The sequence below is a fragment of the Anabaena sp. 4-3 genome (genome assembly GCF_001597745.1).
Taxonomy (GTDB): Bacteria; Cyanobacteriota; Cyanobacteriia; order Cyanobacteriales; family Nostocaceae; genus Trichormus.
On record NZ_LUHJ01000074.1, the window covers coordinates 109,139 to 123,206 of the forward strand.

Here is a 14,068-nt window from a genome sequence, read left to right on the forward strand (position 1 = left end):
TACTGGAAAAGCGATCGCCTGATGTAATGCCAGATTAACCCAGCTACAATTAACCCTAAACCAATTTGCCAGATAGCAGACTCTACCCAAAACGCTAAAAATAAACAAGATAACAATCCTATCCAACCTATCCATGTCGGGTATAGTCTTTCGGAGGCGGGAATTTTTAAGGCGGCATAGTTGGTGATGGCGTAGTAGATTAAGACGCTAAAGGCACTAAATGACCAGGTTGTTTTGACGTTGCCTAATAATACCAGAAAGGCGATCGCTATTCCGACAACTATCACCGCCCAATAAGGTGCAGTTTGGGCTTGATTCAGTCGTGCTAAAAATCTCGGAGCATCTGCACGTCTACCCATAGCCAGCAATACACGAGATAAGCCCAAGATTAAATTTAATAATACACCTAACATCGCTGCGATCGCACCAATCGCCAAAACCACAGCCGCACCCGCACCGCCTACACTCCGGGCGACAACTTCCAAAGGTGCAGCTTTTACTTGTCCGGTAGCATTAGCTAAAGTCTCCACACCTACAGCACTAATCCCTACAGTTGCCACCGTCATATAGAGTAACATCGTCAGCAGCAAGCAGACAATCATCGCCCTGGGAATAGTTTCTCGCGGAAAACGTGCTTCTTCCCCCATAGTTGCAATCCGCCCATAGCCAGTGTAAGCTACAAACATCAACGCACTAGCATGAAGCACATCCCCCCAAGAATTACTGAAAAAAGGCGTTAAATTATTTACCCCTTCACCCACCGCACGGGGCAGACAAATCAGCGTAAAAAAGCCCAAAGACAGCAGCGTAACCGACACAATCACGATATTAGTCAGATTCGAGCGTTTAATTCCACTCAAAACAACTAACGTCATAATTAATACAGCCAACACAGCCAGAGGAATCACCCAAGTAGAACTGACACCCAACAGATTCAGCAAATAACCAGCAAACCCTAACGCCGCCGTCGCCGCCGAAGCCGACTTAGCCACTAAAAACATCCAACCTGCGGTAAAACCAAAAGCCGGAGTGAGATATTTATAACCATATTCATAAGTACCACCACTGACGGGATGATTAGCAGCCAGTTGTGCGCTATTGAGTCCGTTACAGGTAGCGACAATTGCCCCAATAGCTATTGCCAAAATGACGGCTGATCCGGCGATACCAGCCGCAATACCAATACTGACAAATACACCCGTACCGACAATCGAACCCAACCCCATGATTGTCGCACCAAACACCCCTAACTCTCGTTTCAGTTGGGGTGGTGAATTGCTGACGGACATCTAATTTATCTCCCTCGTTTAGCTGATGAAGATGTAGCATTTATTGGAGAGGATACCATAACAGTTTTGAACGAAATCTAGAGAAGAAAAAGGGAAAAATGTAGAGACGTTGCATACAACATCTCTACATTTGTAGGTAAAACACATCTTGCACCTGTTCCTTGATGATAATTTTTGTAGGGTGGGCATTGCTTGCAACTTGCTGAAAGCCTTAGTTTTACGTAATTAGCAATGCCCACCGGACGCTGATTGAGAAAGGTGCAAGATATGACGTAAGCTTGATGTCGCTGTCAGTCAGGACTAAGCCTCGACTTTGACACCACGCCAAAAAGCGACATAACCCTCGATATTCTTAGCTTTGTCCTTGGTGGTGGGATAGTACCAAGCTGCATCTTTGTTAACTTGTCCATCAACGGCGATGCTGTAGTAACTCGCCACACCTTTCCAGGGACAAGTTGTGTGAGTATCACTGTCTTGGAAATACTGCTTGTTAATTGCGTCAGGGGGGAAATAATGGTTTCCTTCTACGACAACGGTTTTGTCGCTTTCAGCTAAAACAGCCCCATTCCAGATTGCTTTTGCCATCAGTGCGTTTGTTAATAAAGTTTACATTTATATTTTGACACCTTCACCTTTTAAAACACGGTGTGTTCTTCCAAGTGGGCGGTGATTTCCTGTCGAGTTCGCCAAACCGGACGCAATTGTTGACGAATAAAAAATTGCAGTTGATCGCCAACATGAGGTGAATGAGGTTGAGTAGCATTCCCATAACTGGTGATAGCCATTGCTTTTATTGGTTGGGAAAACTCCACAGCCGCAACGTAAGAGTCACCCGCGACTGCTTGAAACTTCCCATCACCGACTGGGGCAAAATTCACTACACGGAAAATACCTTTATCTCCATCACCACCATTAGCGGGTAAATCTAAATTGCCATACCGTAATCGGAAGACATCACCCCAAGCTACATCTAGGCTGCCATAGGTTTTTTCTAGTTTTGCTGCTACCTCTGCTAGTGCTTTGACTGCACTTTCAGGATTAGCCAAACCATCGGGTGTTGTGTGTGGGTGTTTTTCATCCCAAGGAGTGCTAAACACCTGATCTAAATCTATATTGTCCACCCAGGAGTTAAACAAGACAGCACCTCGGCTATTGGCATCGGCTTTCCGATTCCACGCTGCTAAAACCTCGGCGGCGCGACGTGTTAATTCATCTCCTTGTTGTTGTGCGGCAGGAATTAAATCATCTAAAATTCGCTCTGCCAGTTCCATCTGGGTAGAATGTTTGTAAGCAATCATTTCCTCAAAGGAAATACTTTCATCCTCTGCTAACATTTTGGCGGAATGTTGCGCCCGGAAATCCATCGGCCACTTTGGTGCCATATAGGAAGGATAGTTTTCGGCTTTGATGGCGGTGGGATAAGTAGTAGTCCAAGGTGGATCATTGGCATTTTGTAACCAACCACTGGGGGGATCAATTACTCTCGGCAAATCTTGATATGGGTGGATTTTAGTCCACAAAGTTTGAGATGTATCACCAGGAATCATGTTTTGCCAATAGGTAAAGTCTCCTTTTTGACGCACAGGTACTAGACCGTTGAATAGGTGCATAATATGACCATCACGGTCTGCATACATGACGGTAAACATGGGGAGTTGTAAGCGTTGCAATGCTTGCTGAAATTGGGTGAGATTTTTGGAGGTTGCCATATTCCACCACTGTTCTAAAACACCAGGGCGATCTAAACCAACCACACGCAACGCTACGGCTTTACCTTGTTTGTTGCTGACTATAGGGCCGTGAATTGAAGTTTTAACTGAGAATATTTGCTCGCGCAATGAGCCATTTTTTTGCTTGATTTTTAAGGAAAAGTTAGCTGTTTCAAAGGGGCGAACTTTGCCATCAAAAAGATAGCCGTTTTGTTGTAATTTGAGTTCGTAGGCATCCCAACCGTCGTGAGTGTTGACGGTATGAGTCCAACCTAAGTTATCGTTGAAGGCGATCGCTAACACGGGAATACCTACCAATGTGGCCCCATAAGCATCAATTCCTGGGGCGGTAATTTGGGCTTCGTACCACAAAAATAAATCTTTCCAAGGCAAGTGCGGATTAGCCAATAGCATCGCCTTGCCACTAGCAGACTTTTTTGGTGCGATCGCCCAACCATTAGAACCGGCTGGCAACTGAGGCTTAGTAATATCTGCTACATAACCCGGATTGACCACAAAAGTAAACAGCAACACTCGTTGCAGGTGGCTGAATACATCCTCTGGCTTCACAGGTAACACTGCCTTGACTTCATCATCAATTAAATCGGGATGTTTTGTGGCATAGGCATTAATTCCATCGGCAAAGGCATCTATGTAACTGCGAAACTTAGAACTTTGTGCTTTATACCAAGCACTTCCTCTGTTGGGTACACCCATTGTCAATACCCATTTGTCGGAATCTAGATATTTCTCGCCCCAATATTCCGCAGCTCTTCCCCGTGCTTGTCCGTAGAGGCGCAACAGCAAGTTACCATGACTTTGCATTTGCGCCCAACCAAAGGCGTGAAAAGCTCCTTGGGTGTTATTACCGTAAATATGCGGTATGCCGTAGGTATCCCAAAGAATTTCTGTATCTTTGGGTGCATAGCTAATACTTTGGCTACTCACTACCAATGTAAATATAAGGCTGAGTAAAAAAGGTAACAACTTTTTTAAGTGTTTCTGCCAGCCCAAAGGACTATCAAGCTGAGTGTTAGCCGTAAACAACATTTTCTAATGAGATTTATTTGCAATAAACACTAAGATATAATAGAACATCTGTCAAGTTTATTTGAGGCTTTATTAAACCAACATAACGATAAAGACTATCAATAAGCTTAGACAGACCTTATAGGGCGGAGAGTGTGAAATTTCTAGACATTGAACTGCTGATGTGTGAAACTTTAAGTAAATTCTACATATAATAAGCTTTTTAGTGAATTTATGGAGACTGTAACACTGACGGCTGTTGCTACTGCGATCGCTTCTATCATGACTACACTTGCCACCAAAGCTATAGAGAAAAGTGGCGAAAATCTTGGCGATGCGGTATGTGAGTTAATAAACCAGCTACGCCAGAAGGGTAAATCGCCATTACTCACCAGTGCGGTTGAGGAAAATGAGCCGCAGCGTTTAGATTTTGGTCAAGCAGTGCTAGAACTCACGGAAGCCGCACAAGACCCAGAAATTGCTCAAGCTGTTGTAGATGTGGAAGCAGCAGTTAACAATGACCAGTCTGAGACTGCTAAGGAGATTAAACAGAAAGCAGCAGAAATCGAGTCTCAGCCATCAGTTGTTAACAACTTTGCCAAGTTAGCAGAAACAATTAAAGCAGAGAAAGGTGCAATGGTTGCCCAACAAATTACAATTAAGGAACAGAATAATACTTACAACTGACTACAGCCGCCCGACGGGGAGAAGCGGGTAAAGTTAACTCCCATTGACTGGCGTAAGATTTGCACCGCCATGCTGGAAAGTCAGCAGAAAGCTGCAAGACTTAGACGCACAGCTACAGAACAAGGTTTTGAAGTTAACGTTTATGTTCCCTTGGGGTTGGTGGAACGCAAACAGCAGCAACGCCGACAACTAGATGAATATCAAGACAGAGAAAATGTCTATGAATTAACTCAAGAAGTCATAGTCAAAACCTATGAACATGACGCATTTCTGAGAGAAGTAATTGCACAACAGCCAACCGCCAATAATCAACATATTGCTATCATCGGTGAACCGGGAGCAGGTAAGACAACTTTATTGAGTACCATTGCTTCCTTTATTCACAACAACACTCAAGATTTACCCATCTGTATTTCTCTCGCCAACTTACAGGGAAGAACAATTGAGGAATATTTACTCAAGCAATGGCTGACTGATGCGATGAGATTAGTTAAATCTGATGTTGTCGTCACGCCAGAAATTGAACGTCAATTAATCGAGTGTTTTGGTAAAGGGGGAGTTTGGCTACTGTTAGACGGCGTGGATGAAATGGGTGAAAATTCACCTGTGGAAGCCTTAGCCAAAATTAATCGAGAACTGACAGCATCTCTGAGACAGGCGCGGGTGGTGTTAACTTGTCGCTTAAATGTTTGGGATGCCAAGGTTAATAATACACTCACAGGATTTGATACTTATAAAACCCAAGAGTTTCAACCAGAACAAATTGATGAATTTATTCAACAGTGGTTTGAGTGTGCTGGCAATTTACCAAAAGGGAAGATACTACAGGATAAATTAAAAGCAACTCAACATGAAAATATTCGTAAATTGGTGACAAATCCTCTGCGCTTGTCGCTGTTGTGTCAGACATTCTATTTGGATAAACAGGGAGAGTTACCAGAAACTAAAGCAGCACTTTATCAGAGATTTACCTTTTATTTCTATGAATGGAAGTCAGATTTATTTCCTGAATTGTCTAACTCTGATGATTTAAAGGCTGAATTACACCAAGCTTTAAGTAAATTAGCATTTGCAGGTATTAACAGTAGTGTAAGATTTCGCTTGCGGCGGAGTTTAGCACGTCAAGAAATGGGAGAGAGATTATTTAAATTAGCTGGTGATGTTGGTTGGTTAAATTTAGTAGACAGAGTAGCTGAAACTGATGAAGAAGTTTATGCTTTCTTTCATCCTAACTTTCAAGAATATTTCGCAGCTTTAAATGTTTATGACTGGCATGAGTTTATTAATCATGTTCCTCACAATCCCAGACAAGGAATTTACCGCATTTTTGAACCACAATGGAAAGAGGTGATTTTGCTGTGGTTAGGACGGAGACAAGAAAACCTCAGACAGCAGCAGCAAGATTTTATTAATGCTTTGGTGAACTTTAAAGATGGATGTGGTCAGTGGAATAGGGAAGATGTAGACAAAGGTTTTTATGAGTATCAAGCCTACTTTTTAGCGGCGGCGGGAATTGCTGAGTTTAAAGATTGTTCTCAAGCAGATGAGATAGTAGAGAAAATAGTTACTTGGATATTTGGTAATTTCAAAGATGTCATTAAGAATGAAGCCAGAACAGCACTAGAACAAACCTACCGCAGAAAAGCGATCGCTGCTTTGGTGCAACTGCTGCATTCACAAAAAGTGTCTGACTACACCCGTTTGCAGGCAGCAGACAGCTTAGGGAAAATCGACTCAGGAAATCAAGATGCGATCGCCGCCTTAGTGCAACTGCTGCATTCACAAAAAGTGTCTGACTACACCCGTTTGCAGGCAGCAGACAGCTTAGGGAAAATCGACCCAGGAAATCAAGATGCGATCGCCGCCTTGGTGCAACTGCTGCGTTCACCAAATCTGGATGACTACACCCGTTTGCAGGCAGCACAAAGCTTAGGGGAAATCGGCACAGGAAATCAAGATGCGATCGCCGCCTTAGTGCAACTGCTGCAATCACCAAATCTGGATAACTACACCCGTAGGCAAGCAGCATCAAGCTTAGGGGAAATCGACCCAGGAAATCAAGATGCGATCGCCGCCTTAGTGCAACTGCTGCAATCACCAAATCTGGATGACTTCACCCGTAGGCTGGCAGCATCAAGCTTAGGGAAAATCGACCCAGGAAATCAAGATGCGATCGCCGCCTTGGTGCAACTGCTGCAATCACCAAATCTGGATGACTTCACCCGTTGGCAGGCAGCAGAAAGCTTAGGGGAAATCGACCCAGGAAATCAAGATGCGATCGCCGCCTTGGTGCAACTGCTGCAATCACCAAATCTGGATGACTTCACCCGTTGGCAGGCAGCAGATAGCTTAGGGAATATCGGCACAGGAAATCAAGATGCGATCGCCGCCTTGGTGCAACTGCTACATTCACCAAATCTGGATGACTACACCCGTAGGCAAGCAGCATCAAGCTTAGGGGAAATCGACCCAGGAAATCAAGATGCGATCGCCGCCTTAGTGCAACTGCTGCATTCACCAAATCTGGATGACTTCACCCGTAGGCTGGCAGCATCAAGCTTAGGGAAAATCGCCTCTCCCTATGAGGTAGTCAAAGTTTTAAGAGGTTCTTGGCTATTGAGTGATTACGAATATCAGATTATCTGGAAATCTTCCCAGAATATGCCTTACCCCAAGTTTTATCAAGTTTGGCATGAGTTGAACTTGATCACTCGTGCAAAGATCAACCTAGCGAGGTTATCTAGCTGGGTGCGAGATATTTTATAACTTACACGCTGTACAAATTAATCATAATATGCAGTTACGAACATAAGTCTTTTTCGCCTTTATTCCATCATTAATTTAATTGTAAATGTGTATTTATATTCATTAGACTTTGAAAACACGCCCTAAATAACTCGTAAACCTGATGATTACAAGTTCTATACTATTAACAGCAAACTCAGATTCACACCAATGAAAGCAATTGAAGTCAAGGGAACAGTGAATGAATTTGGTCAACTTGCCTTAGACGAACCGTTGACTATAGCAAAACACAGCCGTGTCCGAGTCATTGTGATTATCGCGGAAGAAAATCAAGAGGATGAGGAACTGATTGAGTCTGCAAGCGAAAGTTTTCGTCAAGGTTGGTACGATGCGATGAATGGAAATACAGTACCTATCTCTCAGTTGTGGGAAGGGATTGATGCAGAGTGAACCACCTTTGATTATAGTCGTAGCCACTGCTAAATTCCAACGCAATCTGCGTATTTTAGCCAAGAAGTATCGGAATATTCGTAATGATGTTCAACCGATTATTGAGCAACTGCAATTAGGAGAATTACCCGGAGACCAAATACCTGGAGTTGGATATACAATTTTTAAGCTACGAGTCAAAAATAGTGATATTCAAAAGGGTAAAAGTGGTGGATATCGAGTAATTTATTATGTCAAGACAGTGAGAAATATTATTTTAGTCACTATCTACTCAAAATCCGAGCAGGAAGACATCTCAGTAGCAGAAATTCAACAAATATTAGCTGATTTTGAACAGCAATATCAAGGAGAATAGGCAGGCGTAATTCTTCATTAGTTCTAATTGTGTAAAAATTTAGATTATTGCTTCTTCTCTGGTGAGTGGTTGAAAATATTTAATCTGGATGGGATTTGCTGTTAAATGGGCGATAATCCCCGTTGGCGAAAAGCGTTTCTTGTTCGGCGAGGGTTTCAAAATCACGATTTGCACCATCTCGGCGTTGCGTATCTCGTCTTGATACTCAACCGGAATTTCAATTTTCCCATTTTTGACCTGAGCGTTAAAAGAATGTGTATTTGTACTCATTCTGGTATAGTCAAACCTCTAATCCTCTTAGTATAGCTCCCTCTTCATTAGTTGGGTTGCGCTGCACTTAACCCAACCTACAAACACTACAAATACTCTTTATCCTCTCTGCGCGACGGACACTTTGCTCAAGTCGGCAAAGCCGCCCACGCAAGTGTCCTCCTCTGCGTCTCTGCGTGAACATTCCCTAATCCCATCACCAACGCCCAGCCAGAGAAAAAAATTCCCGCTTTCCTAGCGAGAGATTGTTACAATCCTGTTATCCTCATAACTACTAACGCAGAAAGCCATCAAACAAGCGATCGCTATGCTTCAGTATCCCAATCTCGAACACGCGCTAAAATATCACTTCGGTTATGATAACTTTCGCCCTGGACAACGGCAAATTATCGAAAATGCGCTACAAAATCGGGATTTATTGGTAGTGATGCCCACAGGTGGCGGTAAGTCTCTGTGCTTTCAGTTACCTGCACTGGTGAAAACAGGACTAACTGTGGTAGTATCACCGTTAATTGCATTGATGCAAGACCAAGTAGAAGCACTGCGAAATAATAATATCTCGGCTACCTTCCTCAATAGTAGTCTGAATCCTTATCAGGTGCGATCGCGTGAAGAAGCCATCCTCTACGGTAAAGTAAAATTACTCTACGTCGCCCCAGAACGTCTACTGAGTGAAAGGTTTCTCCCTTTCCTAGATTTAGTCAACGAAAAAATCGGGATTTCCATCTTTGCAATTGATGAAGCGCATTGTGTTTCTGAATGGGGACATGATTTCCGCCCAGAATATCGCCAGTTAAAATCCCTCCGCAAGCGTTACCCCAATGTTCCCACCCTCGCCCTCACAGCCACAGCTACAGACCGGGTTCGTTCTGATATCATTCAACAATTAGGGTTAAAGCAACCAAGCATTCACATTGCTAGCTTTAATCGTCAAAATTTATATTACGAAGTCCGCGCCAAAAGTAAACAAGCTTACGCCGAATTATTAGCCTTAATTCGTGATACCGATGGTTCAGCTATTATTTATTGTTTAACTCGCAAAAAAGTTGAGGAACTAACTTTTAAACTGCAAAAGGATAAGATTTCCGCCTTACCTTATCATGCCGGATTACCTGATGCTGAACGTAGTAAAAATCAAACGCGATTTATTCGGGATGATGTGCGGGTGATGGTAGCAACTATCGCCTTTGGCATGGGAATTAATAAACCCGATGTGCGGTTAGTTGTGCATTTTGATATTCCCCGCAATTTAGAAAGTTACTATCAAGAATCAGGTAGGGCGGGTAGGGATGGCGAACCATCACGCTGTACATTATTTTTCAGTTTTGGTGATATTAAAACTATAGAATGGAGTATTGAACAAAAACCAGACCCCCAAGAGCAATTAATTGCTCGGCAACAACTACGACAAATGATAGACTATGCTGAGGGGACTGATTGCCGTCGGACAATTCAACTCGGTTATTTTGGTGAACGGTTTGCAGGTAATTGCGGTAACTGTGATAATTGTCGTTATCCCAAACCTGTAGAAGATTGGACAATTGAAGCCATGAAGTTTTTATCTTGTGTGGCACGTTGTAAACAAAGATTTGGGATGTCACATATTATTGATGTGTTGCGTGGGTCGAAAAAAGAGAAGATTATTCAATACGAACATGATAAACTTTCTACCTATGGGATTGGTAAAGATAGAACTGTAGATGAATGGCGAATGTTAGGGCGATCGCTCTTACATCAAGGTCTACTAGAACAAACTACAGATGGTTATTCTGTGCTAAAATTAAATGCCTTAAGTTGGGAAGTCATGCGCCGTCAACGTCAAGTGATGCTATCTGTTTCTGTGGCGCAGAAGCTGAGTGTAGTAACGGATAATCCCAACGCCGAAGTTGCAGAAGCACTGTTATATAGACTGCGATCGCTGCGTAAACAATTAGCTGATGAACAGTCTGTAGCACCCTATGTCATCTTTCATGATTCTACATTAAAATTGATGGCACAGGTACAACCAAAAACTATGACCGAATTCGGGAAACTTTCGGGCGTAGGTAGTCACAAACTCACCCAATACGGTGAAAAGTTCCTCTCAGAAATTCGCGCCTATATTCAAGAACAAAAAGCCACAGATAAACCTGCTAATGCGATATCTTCATCTAGCTTAGTGTCAGCCACAGAATTACAGACTTTGTATTTACATCAACAAGGTTTAAATATTGCTCAAATCGCCCAGCAACGCAACCTCAGCCCCTCTACCGTTGCTACACATTTAGAAAAACTCATCGAAAAAAATCAGCCTGTAGATTTAAATCAATTAGTTCCTCTGGAACATCAACAAAAAATCTGGCAAGTTTTAGAAGTGTTGGGTGATATTCCTTTAACGCCAATTAAAGAACAGCTAGGCGATAATTATACTTTTAATGAAATTCGCCTAGTGCGAGAAAAATGGCGGCGACAACGCAAGAATTCTTAATTTATGTTGTAGTCAGCACTATTAGTGCTGAGTTGGTTTGTGTTAAGAGAGGACTAAAGTCCCCACTACAAACTCAGAACAGACTACGATGATACGTTATCTTGAGTTTTTGCAGCGAGAATTACAGACAGTAACTTTGGCAATACCAAACACAGAACAGTATTGACCAGTGTTAAGAGGATACCATCCATCAAACTCATAGACATTCCCCTTGTTGAAAATTTGGATTTATTACTTATATTAGTTTGAACTATAATCTGTGTTATGGATCACAGCAATTATTTTAATTTTCTTTGGTTATCCATAAGCCTGTTCTATATATATTTTTGTAAACTCCAGTTTCTCAACTTCAGCCTCTAACCTCTCAACTCAACAATATGTGCTGGATTTTATACCCAAATGCTGGCAGCATTCGGGTATAGCGGTTTGGCAATGGAGTCATGAATGATGCAGAGATTCTCACCTACAATAGTTGATTAATTCGGAGAACATTTAGAACAGAAATGAGGGCTGAATTTACAAAATTCGCTACCCGTGATTTTGTAAGCTGTACAGTAGGGAAAACTGGTAATTCCCCTCCCTGCTTCTCGCCATTGTAAAACCGGGGATAATCTGTAATTTTGTTGGGTTTTACGCAAAGACAAAATCAACGATAATAGCTTGGGTAATCCCACACAGACAACTAAATTCATTAGGGTTAGCAAGCAAGCGTCGAGTAATCCTATAGGTATTCACCCCCAGTTCAGAATAATTAGGTGGTTGCCATTGATAGTTGTAAATTGGATTTAGCAGTCAAAATTTTCGAGTCAGACCGATGAGCAAAATCGGGAGATGATCTCACTTATGACTTGACCAACTATATCAAACGCTGATCAATCATTAGTTCTGACTGCTGTGTTCTGAATTCCCAGGGAAAAACCATTGAGTTTGGTTTATATAAATTAACTTTAACATAAACTTCTCTCAATCCAAATGTTAAGGTTGCGAAACTGACTACACAATGAATGATGTAGATATCAAGAAGCGGTATTGTAGCGTAATAACAGAATCAATAAAGACAAAATTAACTTTGAATTTGAGGTGATTTATAATGGTAGCCATGCAATCAGGGTCTGCTTTTTTAGCCAACATTAACAGGCAAGAAAGTCTTTCACTACAGCGTTTAGTGGATTATACTCAAGTAGAATCACTGCCAGAAATTTGGCCGTTGGCGGCGGAAAAATTTGGTAATATTGTGGCTCTGCACAGTCCCCACACCAAGCCAGAGATAAAAATTACTTATAAGCAGCTAGCAGAAAAAATTCAGCAATTTGCGGCTGGTTTACAAGCTTTGGGGGTGCAACCAGGCGATCGCATCTCTCTGATAGCAGATAATAGTCCACGTTGGTTTATTGCGGATCACGGTATAATTACCGCCGGGGGAGTAAATGCGGTGCGGAGCGCCCAAGCGGAACGGGAAGAACTGCTGTTTATTGTGGCTAATAGTGGTAGTACAGCCTTAGTAGTCGAGGATTTAAAAACATTACAAAGATTGCAGCCACGTCTCAACGACTTACCAATTCAGTTTATTATCTTACTTTCCGATGAAATACCACCCACCGAGACAACAATCAAAGTCTTCAACTATGACCAAATACTAGAACTGGGTGCGAAACATACCCTAGTCAAAGTCAAACTCAAATCTAGCAACCTCGCCACCTTGATTTACACCTCCGGCACCACAGGGAAACCCAAGGGAGTGATGCTATCTCACGGCAACTTACTGCACCAAGTCAAAACCTTGGGGACAATTGTACAACCCCAACCAGGGGATATAGTCCTGAGTATACTTCCTACTTGGCACAGCTACGAACGCAGTGGCGAGTATTTCTTACTGTCGCAAGGTTGTACACAAGTTTATACTAATTTACGTTCTGTTAAAAAAGATTTAAAAGACTTCAAACCCCATTACATGATTGCAGTTCCCCGACTGTGGGAATCGATCCATGAAGGTGTGCAGAAGCAATTCCGGGAACAACCAGCCAATAAACAACGGCTGATTTACTTTTTACTGGGTGCGAGTGAGAGATATATCAAAAACAAGAGAATTGCTCAAGGTTTAAGTTTAGATCATCTTCATGCCTCAGTTGTGGAACGTTTAGCAGCCAGGGCAGTAGCAACGGCTTTATTTCCCCTGCACGCCCTCGGAGAAAAGATAGTTTATGGCAAAGTGCGACAAGCCACAGGAGGACGCATCAAACAAGTAATTAGCGGTGGTGGTGCATTACCCCGACACATAGATAACTTTTTTGAGATGATAGGCGTAGACATTTTACAAGGTTACGGCTTAACAGAAACCTCTCCCGTGACAAATGCCCGTCGTCCTTGGCATAATTTACGCGGTTCATCCGGACAACCAATTGCCGGTACAGAAGTGAAAATCGTAGATCCTGAGACTCGCAAGCCGTTAGCAGCAGGGCAACGAGGCTTAGTGTTATTGCGAGGGCCGCAAGTTATGCAAGGCTATTACCAAAATCCCGAAGCCACAGCTAAAGTCATAGATGCTGAAGGTTGGTTTAATAGCGGTGACTTAGGTTGGATTACACCATATAATGACTTAGTGCTGACAGGCAGGGCAAAAGATACGATTGTCTTAACCAATGGGGAAAATATCGAACCGCAACCCATCGAAGATGCTTGTTTGCGATCGCCCTACATCGATCAGATTATGCTAGTGGGACAAGACCAACGCTGTATCGGTGCTTTGATTGTTCCCAACCTGGAAGCTTTGGCAAAATGGGCAGAGAGTCAAAATCTAACTTTAGTGACAGAGGATGATAATTTAACCGCTTCATCCAGCGAAACAATTACCCTGGAGAGTAAAATAGTCCAGGATTTATTCCGGCAAGAATTGAATCGGGAAGTGCAGAACCGTCCAGGTTATCGCCCAGATGACCGTATTGGGCCGTTTAGACTGATTTTAGAGCCATTTTCCATTGAAAATGGTTTAATGACACAAACGCTAAAAATCCGGCGACACGTTGTCATGGAACGCTACCAAGATTTGATTGTCGCCATGTTTTCCTGA

At 42.7% G+C, this 14,068-nt stretch carries 10 protein-coding genes; 6 read left to right on the forward strand and 4 right to left on the reverse strand.

The window, feature by feature from the left end; translation table 11 throughout:
* From A3775_RS21995 to A3775_RS22005, 3 genes are all read right to left on the reverse strand, one after another.
* The coding region (locus A3775_RS21995) for an APC family permease (RefSeq protein ID WP_082803825.1) at window positions 1-1,289 on the reverse strand (1,289 nt) is incomplete at its 3' end.
* Window positions 1,290-1,589: 300 nt separating this feature from the next.
* Window positions 1,590-1,874, reverse strand: coding sequence for a DUF427 domain-containing protein (locus tag A3775_RS22000; RefSeq protein ID WP_066383125.1), 285 nt, complete (start codon window positions 1,872-1,874; stop codon window positions 1,590-1,592).
* A gap of 50 nt (window positions 1,875-1,924) precedes the next feature.
* Window positions 1,925-4,048 (reverse strand): acylase, encoded by a 2,124-nt coding sequence (locus tag A3775_RS22005; protein WP_066383128.1) that lies wholly within the window; start codon window positions 4,046-4,048, stop codon window positions 1,925-1,927.
* Between the two features lie 213 nt (window positions 4,049-4,261).
* On the opposite strand from A3775_RS22005, the gene A3775_RS22010 reads away from it, so the two are divergent.
* The 4 genes from A3775_RS22010 to A3775_RS22025 all read left to right on the forward strand — a co-directional run bounded on the left by A3775_RS22010 (window position 4,262) and on the right by A3775_RS22025 (window position 8,264).
* Complete coding sequence (locus tag A3775_RS22010; RefSeq protein WP_066426792.1) at window positions 4,262-4,714, forward strand: hypothetical protein; 453 nt, start codon at window positions 4,262-4,264, stop codon at window positions 4,712-4,714.
* Between the two features lie 69 nt (window positions 4,715-4,783).
* A complete protein-coding gene (locus A3775_RS22015; protein WP_066426794.1) occupies window positions 4,784-7,480 on the forward strand; it encodes an NACHT domain-containing NTPase in 2,697 nt (898 codons plus the stop codon).
* Between the two features lie 189 nt (window positions 7,481-7,669).
* On the forward strand, window positions 7,670-7,909 hold the full coding sequence (locus A3775_RS22020; RefSeq protein ID WP_066383138.1) for a hypothetical protein: 240 nt from the start codon (window positions 7,670-7,672) through the stop codon (window positions 7,907-7,909).
* Window positions 7,899-8,264, forward strand: a complete 366-nt coding sequence (locus A3775_RS22025) for a type II toxin-antitoxin system RelE/ParE family toxin (protein WP_066426799.1) — start codon at window positions 7,899-7,901, stop codon at window positions 8,262-8,264. The genes A3775_RS22020 and A3775_RS22025 overlap by 11 nt, the downstream gene beginning before the upstream one ends.
* A gap of 39 nt (window positions 8,265-8,303) precedes the next feature.
* Here A3775_RS22025 and A3775_RS22030 read toward each other — a convergent pair whose 3' ends face one another.
* A complete protein-coding gene (locus A3775_RS22030) occupies window positions 8,304-8,534 on the reverse strand; it encodes a hypothetical protein (RefSeq protein ID WP_066383149.1) in 231 nt (76 codons plus the stop codon).
* Between the two features lie 307 nt (window positions 8,535-8,841).
* Here A3775_RS22030 and recQ point away from each other — a divergent pair, with 307 nt between their 5' ends.
* Together recQ and A3775_RS22040 are read left to right on the forward strand one after the other, a co-directional pair.
* Window positions 8,842-11,001 (forward strand): DNA helicase RecQ, encoded by a 2,160-nt coding sequence (gene recQ / locus A3775_RS22035; protein ID WP_066426800.1) that lies wholly within the window; start codon window positions 8,842-8,844, stop codon window positions 10,999-11,001.
* 1,090 nt (window positions 11,002-12,091) lie between these two features.
* Window positions 12,092-14,068 (forward strand): long-chain fatty acid--CoA ligase, encoded by a 1,977-nt coding sequence (locus A3775_RS22040; protein WP_066426803.1) that lies wholly within the window; start codon window positions 12,092-12,094, stop codon window positions 14,066-14,068.